The sequence below is a fragment of the Streptomyces sp. NBC_00683 genome (genome assembly GCF_036226745.1).
In the GTDB taxonomy this organism is placed as follows: Bacteria; Actinomycetota; Actinomycetes; order Streptomycetales; family Streptomycetaceae; genus Streptomyces.
The window spans coordinates 6,268,646-6,290,012 of record NZ_CP109013.1 but is presented as its reverse complement, the minus strand read 5'-3'; the positions used below and the strand labels follow the sequence as shown (position 1 = coordinate 6,290,012).

The window sequence follows — 21,367 nt, the reverse complement described above, 5'->3', positions numbered from 1 at the left end:
GGCCGCCCGTAAGGAGGTACCCGGGTCCTACAGTGCCGCCGCCTTCAGCGGTACGGAGGGGTCCGCGGCACGCACCGGATCGATGCGCGCACCGGCTTCGATGAGCTTGCGCGCCTGGGCGAGGTCGCGCGGCCGGCTGACGGCGAGCACCGCCACCAGGACGCCCTCGCGCAGCCAGCAGACCGTCCACGACGGGTCCGCCGGGTCGCCGCGCCACAGCATGGCGTCGGCTGCGGCGTGGTGACCGGCGTACTGCACGAACCTGCCGAACTGCTCGGACCAGAAGTAGGGCACCGGGTCGTACGTCCGGGGCTGCCCGTCCGCGAGGGTGGCCGCGACCGTCCGGGGCCCCTGGAGGGCGTTGTCCCAGTGGTGGACGAGCAGCCGCTCGCCGTAGCGGGCGGAGGGGAAGGAGGCGCAGTCACCCACCGCGTACACGTCGGGCAGGGAGGTGCGCAGGGAGCCGTCGGCGGTGATCGAGCCGTCCGGGCCGAGCGCGATGCCGGAGTCCGCCAGCCAGCCGGTGGCGGGCCGTGCGCCGATGCCCACGATCACCGCTCCGGCGGGGATCACCCGGCCGTCCGCGAGGTGGACGGCACCGGGGTCGACGCGTGCCACCCGGGCGCCGGTGAGGAGTTCGGCTCCGCTCTCGGCGTACCAACTGGCCATCGGAGCGGCGACGTCGGCGGGCAGGGTGCCCGCCAGGGGGCGTTCCGCGGCTTCGACGACGGTGACCGCGCAGCCCGCGGCACGGGCCGCGGTGGTGAATTCGGCCCCGATCCAGCCGGCTCCCACGACCACGACGTCGTGCTGCCGCTCCAGGACGGGCCGCAGCCGTGCGGCGTCGTCGACGGTGCGCAGCAGATGGACACCGGGAACGCCCTCGGAGCCGGGCAGGACGACGGGCTCGGCCCCGGTTGCGAGAACCAGCGCGTCGTACGGGACGGGGCCCTCGGGGGTGTCCAGCTCGTGTGCGGCGGCGCGCAGTCCGCTCACGTCGAGGCCCAGGCGGAGCGTGATGTCCAGCGCCTCGAAGTCGACGTCGAAGGCGGAGTCCTCGGCCTTGCCGAGCAGGACCGCCTTCGACAGGGGCGGCCTGTCGTACGGCTGGTGCGGTTCCGCGCCGATCAGGGTGACCTGGCCGGCGAAGCCCTGTTCGCGCAGGGCCACAGCGGTCTGCACGCCGGCCATGCCCGCGCCGACGACCACGACCCGGCGCGGCTGCTGTCCCGTTTCCCGCTGTTCCGTCTGCTCGCTCACCCGGCCACCCTAATCACCTGACGTCCTGTCAGCCGGCGAGCTCCTCCACCACGCTCGTCCCGCTGCCCTCCTGGGACTCCCACTCCCACCGCTCGTCCAGGCGCACGCGGCCGTCGGGAAGTTCCGTGACGGTCGAGACGCAGTGCCCGCCGGAGGTCGTTCCGTCCTGCTTCAGCTGCACGTACCGGAAGTCCAGGATGTCGCCCTCCCTGGTGCCGACGAGATGTCCGCGGACGACGTCACCGCCCGCGTACTCGGCCCAGATCCGGCCCTCCCGCTCCCGGTAGGCGAAGCGTGTGCGGGTACCGACCTGGCCGGGTGCCTGGTCTGCGACGGGCGACAGGACGAGTCCGTCGAGTGAACGGGCCACGGCGGCTGCTCCCTTACTGGCTGCGGGTGACGGGGTTTAGGGTGGCCAACGTAAGGCACTCGCGGGAGCCCGGACGCACCGGGCTGAGAGGGAGGCTGGCCGGCCTCCGACCGTACGAACCTGATCCGGGTCATGCCGGCGAAGGGAGGGGCTGGACGCCCATGCGCATCTCCGAGAACGGATCCGACGTCCTGGTCGTCGGGGGCGGCATCATCGGCCTGGTGACCGCCTGGCGGGCGGCCGGGCGCGGCATGTCCGTCGCGGTCGCCGATCCCGAACCGGGCGGCGGGGCCGCCCAGGTCGCGGCCGGCATGCTCGCCGCGGTCACCGAACTCCACTACGGCGAGCAGATGCTGCTCGGCCTCAATGTCGCCTCCGCCGCCCGCTATCCGGCGTTCGTGGCCGAGCTGGAGGAGGCGAGCGGGCAGGAGACCGGTTTCCGTACCTGCGGCACGCTGGCCGTCGCGCTGGACTCCGACGACCGGGCCCATCTGCGGGAGCTGCACGCCCTGCAGCAGCGTTCGGGACTGGAGTCGGAGTGGCTGAGCGGCCGCGAGTGCCGCCGGCTGGAGCCGATGCTCGCCCCCGGCGTGCGCGGCGGGCTGCGGGCCGACGGCGACCACCAGGTGGATCCCCGCCGGCTGGCCTCGGCCCTGGTCACCGCATGCGAGCGGGCCGGTGTGGTCTTCCACCGGGCCCGGGTGGAGCGGCTCCGTGTGACGGGCGGCCGGGCGGCCGGAGCGGTCCTCGAGGACGGTACGGAGCTGAGCGCCGACCAGGTCGTGCTGGCCGCCGGGAGCCTCAGCGGCAGGCTCGCCGGGGTACCCGAGGAGGTCGTGCCACCGGTCCGCCCGGTCAAGGGTCAGGTGCTGCGGCTGGCCGTGCCGCCCGCGTACGCCCCCTTCCTCAGCCGGACCGTCCGGGCCGTGGTCCGCGGCAGTCACGTCTACCTCGTCCCGCGCGCCAACGGCGAGCTGGTCGTGGGCGCGACCAGTGAGGAGATGGGCTGGGACACCACGGTCACCGCGGGCGGGGTCTACGAACTGCTGCGCGACGCCCACGAACTGGTGCCGGGCATCACCGAACTGCCGCTGACCGAGACCCGCGCGGGCCTGCGTCCCGCCTCTCCGGACAACGCACCGCTGCTGGGTCCGACGGCACTGCCCGGCCTGCACCTCGCCACCGGCCACCACCGCAACGGGGTGCTGCTGACGCCCGTCACCGGTGACGTGATGGCCCACGTGCTGACCACCGGCGAACTGCCCGCCGAGGCCCGCCCCTTCGCGCCGAGCCGCTTCGCGTCCTCCGGCCGGGGCCCCGCCTCGCCGGACCTCTCCCCCGGAGCCCCTTCTCCAGCACCTCAGGAGCAGCCCGCATGACTGAGCCCCTGCCCACCACCGTGTCCGCACCTGCGTCCGCCCCCGCATCCCGGTCCGCCCCCGCCTCCGTGCCCGTGCCCGTGCCCGTGCCCGTGCCCGTGCCCGTGCCCGTGCCCGTGCCCGTGCCCGTGCCCGTGCCCGTGCCCGTGCCCGTGCCCGTGTCCGTGTCCGTGTCCGTGTCCGTCAACGGGGAGCACCGCACCGTCCCGGCCGGTACCGCGCTGGACGCCCTGGTCGCGACCCTGACCACGGCGCACTCCGGTGTCGCCGCCGCGGTCAACGAGGCCGTCGTGCCGCGCAGCCAGTGGTCCGCCACCGCCCTCGGCGAGGGCGACCGCGTCGAGGTCCTCACCGCGGTCCAGGGAGGCTGACCATGTCGGACGATCTCTTCACACTCGGCTCCACCACCTTCTCGTCCCGGCTGATCATGGGAACGGGCGGTGCGCCCAGCCTCGAAGTGCTGGAGCGCTCCCTGATCGCCTCGGGAACCGAGCTGACCACCGTCGCGATGCGCCGGCTCGACCCGACCGTGCAGGGCTCGGTGCTCTCCGTCCTGGAGCGGCTCTCCATCCGCGTCCTTCCCAACACCGCCGGCTGTTTCACCGCGGGCGAGGCCGTACTGACCGCCCGGCTGGCCAGGGAGGCACTCGGCACCGACTGGATCAAGCTGGAGGTCGTGGCCGACGAGCGAACCCTGCTGCCCGATCCGATCGAGCTGCTGGACGCGGCCGAGACCCTGGCGGACGAGGGCTTCACCGTCCTTCCGTACACCAATGACGACCCGGTCCTCGCCCGGAAGCTCCAGGACGTGGGGTGCGCGGCGATCATGCCGCTCGGCTCCCCCATCGGCTCCGGGCTCGGCATCCGCAACCCGCACAACTTCCAGCTGATCATCGAGCAGGCCGCGGTTCCGGTGATCCTCGACGCCGGGGCCGGGACCGCGTCGGACGCCGCGCTGGCGATGGAGCTGGGGTGCGCCGCTGTGATGCTCGCCTCAGCGGTGACCCGGGCGCAGGAGCCGGAGCTGATGGCCGCGGCGATGCGGCACGCGGTGGACGGCGGGCGCCTGGCGTACCGGGCCGGCCGGATCCCGAGGCGGCATTTCGCCGAGGCCTCCTCGCCCGCCGGGGGCCGGGCGGTACTGGATCCGGAGCGCCCGGCCTTCTGACGGGGCTGCCCGGCCGGCCGGCACGGCTGCTCCACCGGCCGCTCTCCGGTCACAACACATACATGTCCCTGTCACGGCTCGGCTTCAGAACGGTCCCCGGGCCGCCCCGGCCCGTCCGTCGTGTCCGTGGCGGCTCGTAGACTCGACCCGTGGATACGACCCTCCAGGACCCCCTCGTCGGGCAGCTGCTCGACGGCCGCTACCGCATCGATGCGCGCATCGCCGTCGGCGGCATGGCCACGGTCTACCGGGCCGTGGACACCCGTCTCGACCGGGTGCTCGCCCTCAAGGTGATGCATCCGGCTCTGGCGACCGACGCCGCGTTCGTGGAGCGCTTCATCCGCGAGGCCAAGTCCGTGGCCCGGCTGGCGCACCCCAATGTGGTGGCCGTCTTCGACCAGGGCGCCCAGGGCGCGTACGTGTACCTGGCGATGGAGTACGTCGCGGGGTGCACCCTGCGCGACGTCCTGCGTGAGCGCGGCGCCCTGCAGCCGCGGGCCGCACTGGACATCCTGGAGCCGGTCCTCGCCGCGCTCGGTGCCGCGCACCGGGCGGGCTTCGTCCACCGTGACATGAAGCCGGAGAACGTCCTGATAGGGGACGACGGCCGGGTGAAGGTCGCCGACTTCGGTCTCGTACGGGCGGTGGGCACCGTCACGGACACCACCGGCTCGCTCCTGGGCACCGTCTCCTACCTCGCACCGGAGCAGATCGAGCACGGCACGGCCGACACCCGCGCCGATGTGTACGCCTGCGGAGTCGTGCTGTACGAGATGCTGACCGGCGGCAAGCCGCACACCGGTGAGACCGCCGCACAGGTCATCTACCAGCACCTCAACGAGGACGTCCCGGCCCCGTCCCGCGCGGTTCCGGGCCTGGCCGACGGGCTGGACGAGCTGGTGGCGGGCGCCACCGCCCGCAACCCCGAGGCCCGGCCCCATGACGCGGTGGCCCTGCTGGCCCGGTCCCGCGAGGTGCGTGCCGGCCTGACCGAGGAGCAGCTGGACGCGATGCCTCCGCAGGCCATCGCCGAGACGCATGACGCCGCCGACGACCGTACGAGCGTGATCCCGCGGGTGATCCCGGCCGGCCAGGGCACAGCGCACCACACCAGCCGCCTGGAGATGCCCCCGCTGCCGCCGCGGGCGGGTGGCCGCCGGCCGTCCGTCGCCGGATCCCGGCGCGGGATATTCGCGGCGCTCGTCGCCCTCCTGCTGGTCCTGGGAGTCGGTGCGGGTGTCTGGTACATCAATTCTGGGCAGTTCACCCGGGTCCCCTCGCTGCTGGGCCAGACCCAGACTGCGGCGGAGAAGCGGCTCGCGGACGCCGGTCTCGACGTGGGGGGCGTCAAGCGCTCCTACAGCGACACGGTGGACCGCGGCAGGGTGATCAGCAGCGATCCCGGATCGGGTGAGCGGATCCGGGGCAATGACGCGGTGAAGCTGGTGATCTCGCGCGGGCCGGAGATCGTGCAGGTGCCCGACGTCGAGGGCATCGCGCTCGCCGATGCCCGGCGCGAGCTGAAGAAGGTCGGCCTGGTGCCGGGGATGGTGACCCGGGAGTTCAGCGAGGAGATCGCGCGGGGCGAGGTGATCCGTACGGATCCCGCCGTCGGCACCGACCGCCACCCCGACTCGGCCGTCGCCCTGGTCATCAGCAAGGGCAGCCCGGTCGACGTCCCCGACGTCACGGGGCTCGACATCGAGGCCGCGAGGGCCGCGCTGGAGGAGGCGGGTCTCAGGACCGAGGTGCTGCCCGACCGGGTCAACTCCGTCGAGGCCGAGGGCACGGTTGCCCGCCAGACGCCCGGCGACGACACGGAGGCCGCGGAGGGCGACACCGTCGAGCTCACGGTCTCCAAGGGCCCGCGCATGCTCGACGTCCCGGATGTCACCGGGAAGAACGTGGACGAGGCCAGGAGCAAACTGGAGGAGGCGGGGTTCGAGGTCAAGGTCGACCGCGCGTTCCTCTCCTTCAGCGACACGATCGCGAGTCAGTCGGTCGACGGCGGCGAACAGGCCCCGGAAGGCTCCACGATCACCATCAAGACCAAGGGTCTCTAGAACACATGCGCAACCCAGTAGGCGGTCACGTCCCGGTGGCGGGCGGCCTCGCGAAAATCGGCCTCGGCTATGCGCGGGAGCTGGCGGCGGAGACCGTACAGGTCTTCGTCGCCAATCCGCGCGGCTGGGCGACGCCGCCGGGAAACCCGGCGCAGGACGAGCTGTTCCGCTCGGAGTGCGCGGCCGAGTCCATCCCCGCGTACGTCCACGCCCCGTATCTGATCAACTTCGGCTCGCACACCGAGGCCACGGTCGAGAGGTCCGTCGAGTCGCTGCGCCACTCGCTGCGCCGGGCCAGGGAGATCGGCGCCCTGGGCGTGGTGGTGCACACCGGGTCGGCGACCGGCGGGCGACCGCGGGCCGAGGCCCTCGCACAGGTGCGTACGCACATGAGGCCGCTGCTCGACGAGCTGACCCATGACGACGATCCGTTCCTGCTGCTGGAGTCGACGGCCGGGCAGGGCTTCTCGCTCTGTTCACGGACCTGGGACTTCGGCCCGTACTTCGAGGCCCTGGACTCCCACCCCAAGCTGGGGATCTGCCTGGACACCTGCCACATCTACGCGGCGGGCCACGATCTGGCGGGCCCCGGCGGCATGAGCCAGACCCTGGATCTGCTGGTGGACACGGTCGGCGAGGGCCGGCTGAAGCTGATCCACGCCAATGACTCCAAGGACGTCGTGGGCGCGCACAAGGACCGCCACGAGAACATCGGGGCGGGCAATATCGGCGCCGAACCCTTCCGGGAGCTGTTCTCGCATCCCGCGACCGAAGGGGTGCCGCTGATCATCGAGACGCCCGGCGGCAAGGAAGGGCACGCGGCGGACGTGGCACGTCTGAAGGAACTCCGGGGCCCCGTCGGCCCGTGAGGTGAACGCGACGGGGTACTCCGTGCGGGTGTACCGGCTGCCGCGGGGTCAGAGCTCGGGGCCGTCCCCGGGCTCCTCCTGGTAGGAGTAGCGCTGCTCGCTCCACGGATCGCCGATGTTGTGGTAGCCGCGCTCTTCCCAGAACCCACGGCGGTCGGCGCTCATGTACTCGATGCCGCGCACCCACTTGGGGCCCTTCCAGGCATACAGGTGCGGTACGACCAGCCGCAGCGGGAATCCGTGTTCGGCGGTGAGGAGTTCGCCGTCCTTGTGGGTGGCGAAGAGCGTGCGGTCGGACATGAAGTCGGACAGCCGCAGATTCGAGCTGAATCCGTATTCGGCCCAGACCATCACATGGGTGACATGGGGTGCGGGCGGCGCCAGTTCCACGACCGAGCGCGCGAGGACTCCGCCCCATTCGGCTCCGAGCATGCTGAACTTCGTCACGCAGTGGAGATCGGCGACGACCGATGAGTACGGCAGCGCCGAGAATTCCTGGTGGTTCCAGCAGCGCTTCTCACCGTCCGCCGTGGCCCCGAAGACCCTGAACTCCCAGCGGTCGGGCTTGAACTTGGGCACCGGCCCGTAATGGGTGACCGGCCAGCCACGCTGCAGTCGCTGCCCCGGCGGTAGCCCGGACTGCTCTGCTGTGCCGCGTTCCCGGCTTTCCGGCTGACCCATGCCTCCATGGTGACAGACAGGCAGGGGTGGTTATGACCAGGGGAGACCCGATTCGGGCAACTCGTACTAAGCGTGCACTTACTGGACGGCCGCGGGGTGCGATGCAAGGATGCGGCGCAAACATGCCCAGTTCACCGGTTGGAAGGAGCCTCTGCGATGCAGGGCGACCCCGAGGTCCTCGAGTTTCTGAACGAACAGCTGACCGCCGAATTGACTGCCATCAACCAGTACTTCCTGCACGCCAAGATGCAGGACAACTTCGGCTGGACGAAGCTCGCCAAGTACACCCGGGCCGAGTCGTTCGACGAGATGAAGCACGCCGAGATCCTCACCGACCGGATCCTCTTCCTGGAGGGCCTGCCCAACTATCAGCGGCTCTTCCACGTACGGGTCGGCCAGACGGTCACCGAGATGTTCCAGGCCGACCGTCAGGTCGAGGTGGAGGCGATCGACCGCCTGAAGCGGGGCATCGACGTGATGCGCGCCAAGGGCGACGTCACCTCGGCGAACATTTTCGAGTCCATCCTGGCGGACGAGGAGCACCACATCGACTACCTCGACACCCAGCTGGAGCTGGTGGAGAAGCTCGGGGAGCCGCTCTACATCGCCCAGCTGATCGAGCAGCCGGAGAGCTGACCGCCGCGCCCGCTCAGGCGGCGTCGGAGAGCCGGACGTCCGGCGGACCGGCGAAGGTGACGGGCGCACCGGCAGGAGCGCCCGTCGGCTCCGTCCGCCCCTCGAGGAGCTCACGGCGCGGGCAGTCGCCGCGTCCGAGCAGTGCCTGGATCCTGCGGACGCAGCCGCCGCAGTCCGTTCCGGCCTTGCAGGCGGAGGCTATCTGGCGAGGCGTGCACGCCCCGTCGTCCGCATGCTTCTTGACCTGCTGTTCCGTGATGCCGAAGCAGGAGCAGACGTACACGCGGTTCACCTCCCGACGGGGTCGATCGCTGCGCCGTCCCGATGTTTCGGTGAGGCTAACCTAACCTTACCCGTCGCGCCAGGCCCGTAAAAGCCCCGGCTACGACTGTGGGGCACGGATCACATGGATCCGTGCCCCACAGGTGCTTCCAGCAGTGGTTCCTACTGGTCGCGGTACATCTCGGCGACCAGGAAGGCCAGGTCGAGGGACTGGCTGCGGTTGAGGCGCGGGTCGCAGGCCGTCTCGTAGCGCTGGTGCAGATCGTCCACGAAGATCTCGTGGCCGCCGCCCACGCACTCGGTGACATCGTCACCGGTGAGCTCGACGTGGATGCCGCCCGGGTGGGTGCCCAGGGCCTTGTGGACCTCGAAGAAGCCCTTGACCTCGTCCAGGACGTCGTCGAAGCGGCGCGTCTTGTGTCCGGACGCGGCCTCGAAGGTGTTGCCGTGCATCGGGTCGGTCACCCACACCACCGTGGCGCCGGAGGCCGTGACCTTCTCGACCAGCTCGGGGAGCTTGTCGCGGACCTTGTCGGCGCCCATGCGCACGATGAAGGTCAGCCGGCCCGGCTCGCGGTCGGGGTCGAGACGGTCGACGTAGCCGAGAGCCTCGTCGACGGTGGTCGTCGGGCCGAGCTTGATACCGATGGGGTTGCGGACCTTCGAGGCGAACTCGATGTGTGCGCCGTCCATCTGGCGGGTGCGCTCACCGACCCAGACCATGTGACCCGAGGTGTCGTACAGCTGGCCCGTGCGCGAGTCGGTGCGGGTGAGCGAGGACTCGTAGTCCAGCAGGAGCGCCTCGTGCGAGGCGTAGAACTCGACCGCCTTGAACTCGGCCGGGTCCGTACCGCACGCCTTCATGAAGTTCAGCGCGTTGTCGATCTCGCGGGCCAGTGCCTCGTAACGCTGGCCGGAGGGCGAGGACTTCACGAAGTCCTGGTTCCAGGCGTGCACCTGGCGCAGGTCGGCGTAACCACCGGTGGTGAAGGCGCGGACCAGGTTCAGCGTGGAGGCGGACGCGTGGTACATCCGCTTCAGCCGCTCGGGGTCCGGGATCCGGGCTTCCTCGGTGAAGGCGAAGCCGTTGACGGAGTCGCCGCGGTAGGTCGGCAGGGTCACGCCGTCGCGGGTCTCGGTCGACTTGGAGCGCGGCTTGGAGTACTGGCCCGCGATCCGGCCGATCTTGACCACGGGCACGGAGGCCGCGTAGGTGAGGACGGCGCTCATCTGGAGCAGCGTCTTCAGTTTGGCCCGGATGTTCTCGGCCGACACCGCGTCGAAGGCCTCGGCGCAGTCACCGCCCTGCAGCAGGAACGCCTCGCCCTTGGCGACGGCCGCCAGGCGGGCACGCAGCTGGTCGCACTCGCCCGCGAAGACGAGCGGCGGATACGATTCGAGTTCCGCGAGCACATCGCGCAGAGCCTCGGCATCGGGGTACTCGGGCTGCTGCGCCGCGGGAAGGTCACGCCAGGTATTGGCACCGGCGACGGAGGTATTGGCGTTCACGGTCACACCCCCAACATTACGGGGTCGAGGAGCGCGTCCAGCCACGCGCTCAACAATTGAGACGCACGCTCGTTTGTTTCCGGTGGATCCGCTAGGGTTCGGCACATGTTCGCGCAGACGACCCAGAACTGGTGGTGGACCGCTCATCCGGCGGCCCGCTGACTCATCGCGCGTACAGACTTCGCGAAGGCCGCCCGAGGGGCGGCCTTCTCCGCGTTCTGGAGCCGGGAGCCGTTCCTCCATCCGGAAGGAACTCCCATGCCCGACCGTGCCACCGACCTGGTTCGCAGACTGCTCCGGGACGACTGCCCTCCCTTCGCCCTGCTGCGCAGGCGCACACCCGGCCGGGACCACGACACCGTCGAGGTCCTGATCGGCCCCGTCCACGAGGTGGACAGGCTCGCCGGCCTCCCGGTGGGCGAGCAGCCGTCCCTCGCCCTGGTGCCGTTCCGGCAGATCGCCGAGCGCGGCTTCGACGTGCGCGACGACGGCACCCCGCTGGCCGTGCTGGTCGCCGAGGAGTCCTGGGAGCTGCCGCTGGACGAGGTGCTGGCCCGGCTGCCCGCCCATGACGTACGGGTCGAGGACGGCGCCTTCGACGTCCCCGACGGGGAGTACGCGGACATCGTCCGGCGGGTCATCGAGGACGAGATCGGGCAGGGCGAGGGCGCGAACTTCGTGATCCGGCGGACCTTCGAGGGGGAGATCCCGGGCTTCGGCCGGGCCGACGCGCTGGCGCTGTTCCGGCGGCTGCTGGCCGGTGAGCGGGGCGCGTACTGGACCTTCGTCGTGCACACCGGGGGCCGGACGCTGGTCGGCGCCAGTCCCGAGGTGCATGTGCGGATGTCCGGCGGGACCGTCGTGATGAACCCGATCAGCGGGACCTACCGCTACCCCGCCGAGGGGCCGAGCGCCGAGAGCCTGCTGGCCTTCCTCGGCGACCGCAAGGAGACCGAGGAGCTCTCCATGGTGGTCGACGAGGAACTCAAGATGATGTGCACCGTCGGTGACATGGGCGGCGTGGTGGTCGGCCCCCGGCTCAAGGAGATGGCCCACCTCGCGCACACCGAGTACGAGCTGCGCGGGCGCTCCTCGCTGGATGTGCGCGAGGTCCTCAGGGAGACGATGTTCGCGGCGACGGTCACCGGGTCCCCGGTGCAGAACGCCTGCCGGGTGATCGAGCGGTACGAGCCCGGCGGCCGCGGCTACTACGCGGGCGCCCTGGCCCTGCTGCGCCGGGAGCCCGGCGGGACGCAGACGCTGGACTCCCCCATCCTGATCCGCACCGCGGACATCTCGGCCGACGGCCGGCTGCGGGTACCGGTCGGGGCGACGCTGGTGCGGCACTCCGACCCGGCGAGCGAGGTCGCCGAGACCCATGCGAAGGCGGCCGGTGTGCTCGCCGCGCTGGGTGTGCGGCCCGGCCGGCCCGAGGCCGAGGCGGGCCGTCCGCAGCTGGCCTCCGATCCGCGGGTGCAGGCCGCCCTGGACGACCGGCGCGGCGGCCTGGCCCCCTTCTGGCTGCGCATGCAGGAGCGCACCCGGGACCTGTCCGGACACGCGCTGGTGGTGGACGGCGAGGACACGTTCACCGCGATGCTGGCGCATCTGCTGCGCTCCTCGGGCCTCACGGTGTCGGTGCACCGGTACGACGAGCCCGGCCTGCGCGCGACCGTACGGGCGCACGAGGGTCCCGTTGTCCTGGGCCCGGGGCCCGGCAACCCCGGGGACGCCGCCGACCCGAAGATGCGGCTGCTGCGCGGCCTGACCGCCGAGCTGGTCGCCGACCACCGCCACGGGCTGCTGGGCGTGTGCCTGGGCCATGAGCTGATCGCGGCGGAGCTGGGCCTGGAGATCGTGCGGAAGACCGTGCCGTACCAGGGTGCGCAGACCCGGATCGAGCTGTTCGGCCGGCCCGAGACCGTCGGCTTCTACAACAGCTTCACGGCGCGCTGCGACGAGGCCGCCGCCACCGAGCTGGGGGCGCACGGAATCGAGGTGAGCCGGGACGCGGGCTCCGGGGAGCTGCACGCGCTGCGGGGCAGGGGCTTCGCCTCGGTCCAGTTCCACCCGGAGTCGGTGCTGACGCTGCGCGGGGCCGCGATCGTCACCGGCCTGCTGGCGGAGCTGCCGGTGGCCGGCTGAGGCATCCCGTGGGGCCCCGGGCGGCCGGGGCCCTACGGAGCGGCCGGGACGAGGAAGTTGGCGCTGCGGCGGCCCGCCAGGTAGTCGGTGACGTTCTGCACGGTGGCTTCGATGATCTGTCCCACGGCGTCGCGCGTGTAGTACGCCTGGTGCGAGGTCACGACGACGTTCGGGAAGGTGACGAGCCGGGCCAGTGTGTCGTCGTCGATGCCCTCCAGGGACTTGTCGAGGTAGAACAGCCCCGCCTCCGCCTCGTACACGTCGAGTCCGACTCCGGCGAAGCGCCCGGCCCGCAGTTCGGTGACGAGCGCCTCGGTGTCGATGAGGCCGCCGCGGCTGGAGTTGACCAGGATCGCGTCGTCCTTCATCAGGGACAGGCTGTCCCTGCCGATGAGGTGGTGGGTGGCGGGCAGCAGCGGTACGTGGAGGCTGATCAGGTCGGCCTCGGCGAGGAGCTGCTCCTTGTCGACGTAGGTCATGCCGAGCGCGGTGCAGGCGGGGTTCTCCGCGACGTCCCAGCCCAGCAGATTCATCCCGAAGCCGTGGGCGATCCGGGTGAACGCCTCGCCGATCTTGCCCGTGCCGACCACACCGGCGGTGCGGCCGTGCATGTCGCGCCCGAGGAGCCCGTCGAGCCGGAAGTCGAAGTCCCGGGTGCGGCTCACCGCGCGGACGATGTTGCGGTTGACCGCCATGGCGAGGGTCCAGGCGAACTCGGCGACCGAGTGGGGCGAGTAGTACGAGACCCTGGCGACCCGCAGTGCGAGGCGCTCGGCGACGTCGAGGTCGATGTTGTTGAAGCCCGTGGAGCGCTGGGCGATCATCTGCGTGCCGCCCGCCGCCAGGGTCTGCAGGACGGGGCTCCCGAGGTCCGCGTTGACGCTGGTGGAGATGATCTCGTAGCCGGCCGCGATGGGGGCGGTGTCCTTGGTCAGGAAGACGTCCAGGCAGCGGACGTCGTGCAGTCCGGCGAAGGCCTTCTCGATCAGTGGCTTCTCGTCGGACTGCACACCGAAAGCCAGGATTTCCACGGCGTCTCCCGGGTTGGGGGTGGGGCCTGTCGTCGCGAATATACGGCCCGCACCCCCGGTGCGCCGGTCAGCCGAAGAAGACCCCGGCCTCCGCGTACAGGGCGGGGTCGACGGTCTTGAGGCGGGCTGTCGCCTCCCTGATCGGTACGCGCCCGATGTTCGTGCCCTGCAGCGCCACCATGATGCCGAAGTCGCCGTCGTGCACGGCTTCGATGGCGTGCAGCCCGAAACGGGTGGCGAGCCAGCGGTCGAAGGCGCTGGGTGTGCCGCCGCGCTGGACATGCCCCAGGACCGTGGTCCTGGCCTCCTTGCCCGTACGGCTCTCGATCTCCTTGGCCAGCCACTCGCCGACGCCGGAGAGCCGGACATGCCCGAAGGAGTCGTGCGACCCGTCCTTGAGGACCATCTCGCCGTGCGCGGGCGCCGCGCCCTCGGCGACCACCACGATCGGCGCGTAGCTCGCGCCGAAACGGGAGGTCACCCAGTCGCAGACCTGGTCGATGTCGAAGCGCTGTTCCGGGATGAGGATGACGTTGGCGCCGCCGGCCAGACCGGAGTGGAGGGCGATCCAGCCCGCGTGCCGGCCCATCACCTCGACGACGAGGACGCGCATGTGGGATTCGGCCGTGGTGTGGAGCCGGTCGATCGCCTCGGTCGCGATGCCGACGGCGGTGTCGAAGCCGAAGGTGTAGTCGGTGGCGGAGAGGTCGTTGTCGATGGTCTTGGGAACGCCGACGCACTTGATGCCGTACTCGTCGGACAGGGTCGCCGCGACGCCGAGCGTGTCCTCGCCGCCGATCGTGATGAGGGAGTCGACCTCGTACTTGGCGAGGTTCTCCCTGATCCGGCGGACTCCCTGCCCGGCGTACTCGGCGTCGAACGGATTGGTACGGGAGGAGCCGAGGATCGTGCCGCCGCGCGGCAGGATGCCGCGCACCGCCGGGATGGAGAGCGGTACCGTCTCGCCCTCCAGCGGTCCGCGCCAGCCGTCCCGGAAGCCGGTGAAGTCGTAGCCGTACTCCTGCACGCCCTTGCGGACGATGGCGCGGATGACCGCATTGAGTCCGGGGCAGTCGCCGCCCCCGGTCAGTACTCCGACCCGCATGGAAGCATCCCTTCGCCGAAGTGAGCTCTCTACGGGTCACGCTAATGGTGACCCAGGTCACTCCGGGATGGGTCGGACGGTCAATTCCCGTGCGGCGGGAGGTGTTTGTTCCTGTCAGGCGTCGTCGAGGCCCGTCTCGATGGCGTACCGCACGAGCTCCACGCGGTTGTGCAGCTGGAGTTTGCCCAGGGTGTTCTGCACGTGGTTCTGCACGGTGCGGTGCGAGATGACCAGGCGTTCGGCGATCTGCTTGTACGAGAGTCCCTTGGCGACGAGCCGCAGCACCTCGGTCTCGCGTTCGGTGAGCTGCGGGGCCTTCGGCTCGTCGGAGGCGGCCGGGGCGGGGTCGGAGGCGAGCCTGCGGTACTCGCCGAGGACCAGTCCGGCGAGGCCGGGGGTGAAGACCGGGTCTCCGGCCGCCGTCGCGCGCACGGCGTCGGTCAGCTCCTGGGTGCTGGCCGACTTGAGCAGATAGCCGGTGGCACCCGACTTCACGGCCTCCAGCACATCGGCGTGCTCACCGCTGGCGGAGAGCACCAGGACGCGCAGACCGGGGTGGGAGCCGACGAGCTCCTTGCAGACCTGGACGCCCGGCATGCCGGGCAGGTTGAGGTCCAGGACGAGGACGTCGGGGCCGGCCGCCCTCGCGCGGCGCACGGCCTGCGGGCCGTCACCCGCGGTCGCCACCACGTCGAAGCCGGACTCGGCCAGGTCGCGGGCCACGGCGTCGCGCCACATCGGATGGTCGTCGACGACCATCACCTTGATGGGCCGCTCCCCGGATGCCTGTGTGTTCGGTGTACTCATCGGGCCGATCCTGCCTTCCCCCGTGAAACCTTCGGAACCTTCAACTCGACCTCGGTGCCCTGTCCGGGTACCGAGATCAGCTCTGCCGTGCCGCCCAGTTCGCGCAGCCGGCCGCGGATCGACAGGGCGACGCCGAGCCGCCCCTCGCCCTCCGCCTGGTCGAGCCTGCCCTCCGGGATGCCGGGCCCGTCGTCCCGGACCGTGACGATCACCTCGTCCGGCTCGTCCTCGACCAGGATCCAGGCCTGCGCGCCCTCTCCGGCGTGGACCCGCACGTTGTCCAGCGCGGCGCTCACCGCGGCGGCGAGTTCACGCGCGGCGCCGGGCGCGAGCAGCACCGGTGCGCCGGGTTCCGCGAAGCTGACCCGGGAGCCGGCGTGCCGGGCGAGGAGGGTGCGCAGGTCGCATTCGGACGGCCCGGACCCCTCGTCGATGTCCACGTCCACGGTGCGGACCACCGCGCCCTCGGCGGTGTCCTCGGAGACCCGGGTGGTGGGCACGAGGCCGCTGGAGACCAGGGTGCGCAGGGCGACCTCCTGCTCGCCCGCCATCCGGCCGAGCTCCGCGGCCTCGCCGCCGAGCGCCGAGCCCCGGCGCTGCACCATCGCGAGGACCTGCAGCACGCTGTCGTGGATGTCGCGGGCGAGGCGCTCGCGCTCACGGGTGGCGGCCTCGATCTCCAGGGCGCGGGCCAGGGTGCGCTCACTGGCCCGGGCGACCTCGACGACGTAGCCGATCGCTATCGACGCGACCCAGACCAGCAGGACGTTGTGGAAGGTGTCCCGGCTGGGCTCGCCGCGCTCGACGATGTTCGCGGCGGCGACGAGCGTGGAGGCGAAGGCCGCCCAGCGCCAGCCGCCCTTGAGCGCGAAGGCGAGGACCGAGCCCGCGGTCCAGATCGAGGGAAGGGTCGGGCCGTCGACGTGCTGGGCGCTGAAGTCGGCGAGCGGGGTCAGCAGGATCCCCGTCAGGGCGATGGCGAGGTCGATTCCGAGGAAGCGTTTGGTGCAGCTCGCGGCGCCCGCCACCCTGGGGAGGGTGGCCAGCGTCCAGATGCTCATCACCGCGAGGAAGGCGATGGCCACCCAGGGCCGGTCGTACGTCTTGTCGCGGAAGCCCGCGAGCAGCACCGCGTAGATCAGCGTCAGTACGCGGTACGCGGTGAGCGCACGCCACAGCGGCTGCTCGACCGACATCCGTACGACCCGCTCAAGCCTGGCCATGTCCCCTCCCCCGTTTCCTGCTTTTCCTGCTCCGGACGGTGAACGACGCGGTTACGCGCCGGACCGTTCCGTCCCCTTCTTCTTCGCCTCTTCGGCGATCAGCCGCTTGGCCGCGGTCGCGTAGATGTCCACGTACTCCTGGCCGGAGAGCTTCATGATCTCGTACATGACCTCGTCGGTCACCGAGCGCAGGATGAAGCGGTCGCCGTCCATGCCCTGGTAGCGGCTGAAGTCGAGCGGCTTGCCGATCCTGATGCCCGGCCGCATCAGCTTGGGCACCACCTGGCCCGGCGGCTGGATCTTCTCCGTGTCGATCATCGCGACGGGGATGACGGGTGCGCCGGTGGCGAGGGCGACCCGGGCGAGACCGCCGGGCTTGCCCCGGTAGAGCCGTCCGTCGGGTGACCGGGTGCCCTCCGGGTAGATGCCGAAGAGCCCGCCGCTCTCGATGACCTGGATGCCGGCCCTGATGGCCGCCTCACCGGCGCCGCGGCCACCGGAGCGGTCCACCGGGAGCTGGCCCACGCCCTTGAAGAAGGCGGCGGTGAGCCTGCCCTTGACCCCGGGGGCGGTGAAGTACTCGGCCTTGGCGATGAACGTCACCTTGCGGTCGAGGACGGCCGGCAGGAAGAACGAGTCGGAGAACGACAGATGGTTGCTCGCGAGGATCGCCGGCCCCTGTACGGGGATGTTCTCCAGGCCCTCCACCCACGGCCTGAAGGCGAGCTTCAGGGACCCGCCGATGGAGAACTTCATTGCGCCGTAGATCAACTCGGATGCCTCCTGTGTGCTGTCCGTCCGACCTTAGCCTGTGAGGCCTCGGCGTCTTCCGCCCGGCATGTGCCCGGTGCTCCCCGCCGCGGAGGGGAGCACCGGCCGGCCGACGGCCGGAAAACCATGACCGGAGACGACGGCTCGGGCAGTGACGGCCCTGGTCGGTGTCGGTCCGGTCGCGTACGGTGAAGTAATCCTTTTGCACTCCCCTCGCACGCCCCCGTCCCGCTCATGAACAGGAGACCCCGGTGCCGGTCCTTCCTGGAGCCGAGCCGTTCCGCCACGAGGGCGGAGAGGTCGGCGTCCTTCTCTGTCACGGATTCACCGGATCGCCGCAGTCGCTGCGCCCCTGGGCCGACTACCTGGCCGAGCGCGGCCTGACCGTGTCCCTCCCGCTGCTGCCCGGACACGGCACGCGCTGGGAGGACATGGCGGTCACGGGCTGGCAGGACTGGTACGCGGAAGTGGACCGGGAGCTGCGCGTCCTGCTGGCCCGGTGCGAGCAGGTCTTCGTCTTCGGGCTCTCCATGGGTGGCGCACTGTCGCTGCGCCTCGCGGCGAAGCACGGCGACGCGATCCGTGGCCTGGTCCTGGTGAACCCGGCGAACAAGGTGCACGGTCTGTCCGCGTACGCCCTGCCGGTCGCCCGGCACCTGGTGCGGACGACGAAGGGGCTGGCCAGCGATATCGCGCTGGAGGGTTCCGAAGAGGTCGGCTACGACCGGGTGCCGCTGCACGCCGCGCATTCGGTCCGGAAGTTCTTCCGGCTGGTCGACGCCGAACTGCCCCAGGTCACACAGCCGATCGTGCTGCTGCACAGCCCGCAGGACCATGTCGTACCGCCGGCCGACTCGGCCCGGATCCTCAGCCGGGTGTCGTCGAGGGACGTCGAGGAGATCCTGCTGGAACAGAGCTACCACGTGGCGACGTTGGACCACGATGCGGAGCGGATCTTCGATGAGAGCTACCGGTTCATCGGCCGCCTCGCACCCAGCGTCGGTAGGAAGGGGAGCACGTCCGGTGGCTGAGCACGACGCAGAGCGAGCAGGCAGTGACGAGGAGCGCGAACCGCGCCCCACGGAGGGGACGGCCGTCCCCGAGGGTACGGAGGAGGTCCGGCCGCTGGACGAGGCCGCGGCCTGGGAGGCGATCGTCGCCGGATACGGCGAGGAGCCGCCGGACCCGCCGGGTGCCAAGCCGTTCAAGTCGATCGAGGATCTCGCCCTGCTGGAGGACGACCAGCTCAACACCCTGCCCGGTACGGACACGGGCGCGGGTGACGACGCGGACAAGGGTGCGGGCAAGAAGGCGCCCGGCAAGCCTCCGGAGAAGAAGCCTCTCGGCAGTTCGGTCGTCTTCGCTCCCGGGGTGTCAGGTCCGCGCGACTACGACGTGGTGGAACCCCAGGACGGCGACGTCGACGATCCGGACGACAGCGAGGAGGGGCATTTCGTCCCTCCGGAGCCGCCGCCGCTGCCCGAGGCCGATGTGACGGCGAAGTTCGCCTGGCTCGCGGTCGTCGGCGGACCGGTGCTGATGCTCATCGCGGTGCTGCTGCAGTGGGACATGACGTGGTGGCTCACCACACTCTGCATCGGCGGCTTCCTGGGCGGCTTCGCCACCCTGGTGGCCCGGATGCCCCACGACGACGACGAGGACGACAACCCGGGGCGCGGCGCGGTCGTCTGACCCCGACGCGCCTTCAGCCCCCCGCGGGCACTCTGAGGGCGGCCAGTACGGGCAGATGGTCCGTGGCCGCCCGCAGGTCCGCCTCGGTGACTCCGGGCAGGTCCGCCGGGACGCCGCATCCGAGCACCTCGATGCCGTCCGTCGCGAAGACCGCGTCGATGCGCTTGGCCGGTGCGTGGGGCGGGAAGGTGTACTCGCCACCCCAGGGACGTACGGACCGGCAGTCCTGAAGCCGTCCGGCCAGCCGCCGGAACGCCCGCCCTTCCGGTACGTCGTTGAGGTCGCCCGCCACGACGGTGTGCGGGACGTCCATCGTGTCGAGCTGTGCGAGCAGGAGTTCCGCCTGGGCGTGGCGCTCCTCGCGCTGCAGACTGAGATGGCAGCTCACGACCCCGAGCCTGGCTCCCGCGATCCGTACCACCGCCGTGGCCAGGCCCCGCCGGTGAAGTCCGGGGGTGAGCGGCAGCAGGACGTCCTCGGTGCGTTCCACCGTGGCGCGCAGGGAGCACAGCATGAGCGGTCCTGCCGCCGGTGCGCCGCCGCCGAGGATCACCAGGTCGGTCATGGCGGCGAGCCGGGCCGCCGCCTTGCGCCAGCGGAAGAAGCGCGGGGCCTCCTGGACGCACACCAGATCGGGTGCGCAGGCGCGGATGACGCGCGCCAGCGCCTCGGTGTCGTCGCGCAGCGAGCGGACGTTGTAGCTGAGCACTCTGATGACGGCCGAACCGTCCGGCTCGGTACGGGAGTCGGGCAGCGGCATCGGCGTCGTGACCATGCGAAGCACGATACGACGGACGCCCGCCGCTCCCCGCAGGGCGCGACGGGCGTCCGTCGTCGTAGTGCCGGTGGGCTCAGCCCTGGCGAGCCAGGTCGGCCGCGCCCACCAGGCCTGCCTTGCCGCCCAGTTGGGCCGCGAGGACCTGGGCGTGCGGACGCCACTCGCCACCGATCAGCCAGCGCCGGAACGACTTGCGGATCGGGTCGAGGACCAGTTCGCCCTCGTCCGAGACGCCACCGCCGACGATGAACGCCGACGGGTCGAAGAGCGACGCGAGGTCGGCGAGTCCGGCTCCGGCCCAGCGGGCCAGCTCACGGAACGAGTCGACGGCCACCAGGTCGCCCTGCCGGGCGGCCTCACTGATGTGCTTGCCCTCGATGCCGTCCACCGTGCCGTCGCCGAGCGACAGCAGTATCGCGGCGTTCTCCGGGGTGGCGTTGGCGCGCTGCTTCGCGTACCGGACGAGTGCCCGCCCGGATGCGTACTGCTCCCAGCAGCCCTGGCTTCCGCAGCCGCAGAGCAGGCCGTCCGGGACAACCCGGATATGACCGAATTCCGCCGCTACACCGAAGCGTCCGCGGCGCAGCTTGTTGCCGATGATGATGCCGCCGCCGAGGCCGGTGCCGAGCGTGATGCAGATGACGTCGTCGTGCCCCTGGCCGGCACCGAAGCGGTATTCGCCCCAGGCCGCCGCATTGGCGTCGTTCTCGACGACGACCGGCAGGCCGACGCGCTGCTCGACCTTGTCCTTGAGCGGCTCGTGGCGCCAGTTGATGTTCGGAGCGAACAGCACGGTGGCGCGCTTGTCGTCGACATACCCGGCTGCGCCGATGCCGACCGCCTCGACTTCGTGTCCCTCGCTCGCCCCGGCCACGGCCGAGCAGATCGCGTCGACGATGCCTTCGGCCGTCGGCGGGGTCGATACCTTGAACGTCGAGAGGATCCGGCCCTCTTCGTCGACCACTCCAGCCGCGATCTTCGTGCCGCCGATATCGACGCCGATGGTGAGTCCCATGAATCCCTCAGTTTCGGTCGAGCCCCGCTACGGCCAACCGTACCCGAGCCGGGGACGGGTATTTCCTGCCCACGATCAGTCCAGGTCGATGTTTTCGCTGCCGCCGGGGCCCTCGTCACGCGGATCCGAGGGGTCGTCGGCGGCCTTTTTCGCCGGTCCCGGGGTACTTGTCGTACTGCCCGTCGAGCCTCCGGCGCCCTCGGTGCCGCGGGTCCAGCGGCCTTCCTGGCCCTCGACCGCGGATCGGTAGGCGGCGAGGAGTTCGTTGCCGGCGGCGGCGAGATGGTCGAAGAGGTCCGGATTGCGCTCGATGACGGGCTCGACCGCGGACTTGGCCTGCCGGATCACCTGCTGGACGGTGCCCTGGGCGGCCATGCCGAGCAGCGGCGACTGGAGCGAGGAGACCTTGTCGGCCACCGCGTCGATCAGCTTGCGCAGCTCTTCCGCGGCGGAACCGGGCTGCGGCCCGTGCTGGGCCCGCCGGCGGGCCTTCTCCGCCTCGAGGTCCTCGGCGCAGGCCTCGGCCCACGCGTCGTCGTCGACGGGACGATCGGTGGCTTCACTCATGGCGGACTCCTGCGAC

Annotated in this window: 23 protein-coding genes and 1 riboswitch; of the genes, 10 read left to right on the top strand and 13 right to left on the bottom strand. The window is 71.2% G+C overall.

Annotated features, from left to right (window positions below; genetic code table 11):
• Positions 1 to 27 precede the first annotated feature (27 nt).
• Together OG257_RS28075 and OG257_RS28070 are read right to left on the bottom strand one after the other, a co-directional pair.
• A complete protein-coding gene (locus tag OG257_RS28075; RefSeq protein WP_443054580.1) occupies positions 28 to 1,191 on the bottom strand; it encodes an NAD(P)/FAD-dependent oxidoreductase in 1,164 nt (387 codons plus the stop codon).
• A gap of 97 nt (positions 1,192 to 1,288) precedes the next feature.
• Positions 1,289 to 1,630 (bottom strand): hypothetical protein, encoded by a 342-nt coding sequence (locus tag OG257_RS28070; protein ID WP_329211962.1) that lies wholly within the window; start codon positions 1,628 to 1,630, stop codon positions 1,289 to 1,291.
• 51 nt (positions 1,631 to 1,681) lie between these two features.
• Positions 1,682 to 1,794, top strand: a riboswitch (TPP riboswitch).
• Between OG257_RS28070 and thiO the strand changes: the two genes are divergently transcribed.
• The 5 genes from thiO to OG257_RS28045 all read left to right on the top strand — a co-directional run bounded on the left by thiO (position 1,792) and on the right by OG257_RS28045 (position 7,109).
• Entirely contained in the window at positions 1,792 to 3,009 is a 1,218-nt protein-coding gene (thiO, locus tag OG257_RS28065; RefSeq protein ID WP_329211960.1) for a glycine oxidase ThiO, read from the top strand. It overlaps the preceding riboswitch by 3 nt.
• Before the next feature lie 158 nt (positions 3,010 to 3,167).
• Positions 3,168 to 3,380 (top strand): sulfur carrier protein ThiS, encoded by a 213-nt coding sequence (gene thiS / locus OG257_RS28060; protein WP_383806784.1) that lies wholly within the window; start codon positions 3,168 to 3,170, stop codon positions 3,378 to 3,380.
• A gap of 2 nt (positions 3,381 to 3,382) precedes the next feature.
• Positions 3,383 to 4,177, top strand: coding sequence for a thiazole synthase (locus tag OG257_RS28055; protein WP_329211958.1), 795 nt, complete (start codon positions 3,383 to 3,385; stop codon positions 4,175 to 4,177).
• 149 nt (positions 4,178 to 4,326) lie between these two features.
• Positions 4,327 to 6,240, top strand: a complete 1,914-nt coding sequence (gene pknB, locus OG257_RS28050; RefSeq protein WP_329211956.1) for a Stk1 family PASTA domain-containing Ser/Thr kinase — start codon at positions 4,327 to 4,329, stop codon at positions 6,238 to 6,240.
• 5 nt (positions 6,241 to 6,245) lie between these two features.
• Positions 6,246 to 7,109 (top strand): deoxyribonuclease IV, encoded by an 864-nt coding sequence (locus tag OG257_RS28045; protein ID WP_329211954.1) that lies wholly within the window; start codon positions 6,246 to 6,248, stop codon positions 7,107 to 7,109.
• Positions 7,110 to 7,157: 48 nt separating this feature from the next.
• On the opposite strand, the gene OG257_RS28040 is transcribed toward OG257_RS28045, so the two are convergent.
• Positions 7,158 to 7,790 carry a sulfite oxidase-like oxidoreductase gene (locus OG257_RS28040; RefSeq protein WP_329211948.1) on the bottom strand — a complete coding sequence of 211 codons (633 nt, stop codon included), beginning with the start codon at positions 7,788 to 7,790 and terminating at the stop codon, positions 7,158 to 7,160.
• Positions 7,791 to 7,946: 156 nt separating this feature from the next.
• On the opposite strand from OG257_RS28040, the gene bfr reads away from it, so the two are divergent.
• A complete protein-coding gene (gene bfr, locus OG257_RS28035; protein WP_329211947.1) occupies positions 7,947 to 8,426 on the top strand; it encodes a bacterioferritin in 480 nt (159 codons plus the stop codon).
• Between the two features lie 13 nt (positions 8,427 to 8,439).
• Here bfr and OG257_RS28030 read toward each other — a convergent pair whose 3' ends face one another.
• Positions 8,440 to 8,709: a (2Fe-2S)-binding protein gene (locus tag OG257_RS28030; RefSeq protein WP_329215387.1), complete on the bottom strand. Its 270-nt coding sequence runs from the start codon at positions 8,707 to 8,709 to the stop codon at positions 8,440 to 8,442.
• A gap of 161 nt (positions 8,710 to 8,870) precedes the next feature.
• Positions 8,871 to 10,223, bottom strand: a complete 1,353-nt coding sequence (locus tag OG257_RS28025; protein WP_383806743.1) for a class II 3-deoxy-7-phosphoheptulonate synthase — start codon at positions 10,221 to 10,223, stop codon at positions 8,871 to 8,873.
• A 99-nt stretch (positions 10,224 to 10,322) separates the two neighbouring features.
• Here OG257_RS28025 and OG257_RS37260 point away from each other — a divergent pair, with 99 nt between their 5' ends.
• Both OG257_RS37260 and OG257_RS28020 read left to right on the top strand, forming a co-directional pair.
• Positions 10,323 to 10,379, top strand: coding sequence for a trp operon leader peptide (locus OG257_RS37260; protein ID WP_124277238.1), 57 nt, complete (start codon positions 10,323 to 10,325; stop codon positions 10,377 to 10,379).
• Positions 10,380 to 10,475: 96 nt separating this feature from the next.
• Positions 10,476 to 12,362, top strand: a complete 1,887-nt coding sequence (locus OG257_RS28020; protein WP_329211943.1) for an anthranilate synthase family protein — start codon at positions 10,476 to 10,478, stop codon at positions 12,360 to 12,362.
• 32 nt (positions 12,363 to 12,394) lie between these two features.
• On the opposite strand, the gene OG257_RS28015 is transcribed toward OG257_RS28020, so the two are convergent.
• The 5 genes from OG257_RS28015 to OG257_RS27995 form a co-directional block, all read right to left on the bottom strand.
• Positions 12,395 to 13,393: a 2-hydroxyacid dehydrogenase gene (locus OG257_RS28015; protein WP_329211941.1), complete on the bottom strand. Its 999-nt coding sequence runs from the start codon at positions 13,391 to 13,393 to the stop codon at positions 12,395 to 12,397.
• Between the two features lie 67 nt (positions 13,394 to 13,460).
• Positions 13,461 to 14,498: a 6-phosphofructokinase gene (locus OG257_RS28010; RefSeq protein ID WP_329211939.1), complete on the bottom strand. Its 1,038-nt coding sequence runs from the start codon at positions 14,496 to 14,498 to the stop codon at positions 13,461 to 13,463.
• A 114-nt stretch (positions 14,499 to 14,612) separates the two neighbouring features.
• On the bottom strand, positions 14,613 to 15,305 hold the full coding sequence (locus OG257_RS28005) for a response regulator transcription factor (RefSeq protein ID WP_329211937.1): 693 nt from the start codon (positions 15,303 to 15,305) through the stop codon (positions 14,613 to 14,615).
• Positions 15,302 to 16,528 carry a MacS family sensor histidine kinase gene (gene macS, locus OG257_RS28000; protein WP_329211936.1) on the bottom strand — a complete coding sequence of 409 codons (1,227 nt, stop codon included), beginning with the start codon at positions 16,526 to 16,528 and terminating at the stop codon, positions 15,302 to 15,304. The genes OG257_RS28005 and macS overlap by 4 nt, the downstream gene beginning before the upstream one ends.
• Positions 16,529 to 16,579: 51 nt before the next feature.
• Positions 16,580 to 17,299 (bottom strand): lysophospholipid acyltransferase family protein, encoded by a 720-nt coding sequence (locus OG257_RS27995; RefSeq protein WP_329211934.1) that lies wholly within the window; start codon positions 17,297 to 17,299, stop codon positions 16,580 to 16,582.
• A 251-nt stretch (positions 17,300 to 17,550) separates the two neighbouring features.
• Between OG257_RS27995 and OG257_RS27990 the strand changes: the two genes are divergently transcribed.
• Together OG257_RS27990 and OG257_RS27985 are read left to right on the top strand one after the other, a co-directional pair.
• Complete coding sequence (locus OG257_RS27990; RefSeq protein ID WP_329211932.1) at positions 17,551 to 18,330, top strand: alpha/beta hydrolase; 780 nt, start codon at positions 17,551 to 17,553, stop codon at positions 18,328 to 18,330.
• Positions 18,323 to 18,991 carry a hypothetical protein gene (locus OG257_RS27985; protein WP_329211930.1) on the top strand — a complete coding sequence of 223 codons (669 nt, stop codon included), beginning with the start codon at positions 18,323 to 18,325 and terminating at the stop codon, positions 18,989 to 18,991. Before OG257_RS27990 ends, OG257_RS27985 begins: the two co-directional genes overlap by 8 nt.
• A gap of 13 nt (positions 18,992 to 19,004) precedes the next feature.
• Here OG257_RS27985 and OG257_RS27980 read toward each other — a convergent pair whose 3' ends face one another.
• The 3 genes from OG257_RS27980 to OG257_RS27970 form a co-directional block, all read right to left on the bottom strand.
• A complete protein-coding gene (locus OG257_RS27980) occupies positions 19,005 to 19,766 on the bottom strand; it encodes an endonuclease/exonuclease/phosphatase family protein (protein ID WP_329211928.1) in 762 nt (253 codons plus the stop codon).
• Between the two features lie 76 nt (positions 19,767 to 19,842).
• The gene (locus OG257_RS27975) at positions 19,843 to 20,784 is read right to left on the bottom strand and encodes an ROK family glucokinase (RefSeq protein WP_329211926.1); all 942 of its coding nucleotides are present in this window, start codon (positions 20,782 to 20,784) and stop codon (positions 19,843 to 19,845) included.
• Positions 20,785 to 20,859: 75 nt separating this feature from the next.
• Positions 20,860 to 21,351: a DUF5304 domain-containing protein gene (locus OG257_RS27970; RefSeq protein WP_329211925.1), complete on the bottom strand. Its 492-nt coding sequence runs from the start codon at positions 21,349 to 21,351 to the stop codon at positions 20,860 to 20,862.
• Positions 21,352 to 21,367: the final 16 nt, after the last annotated feature.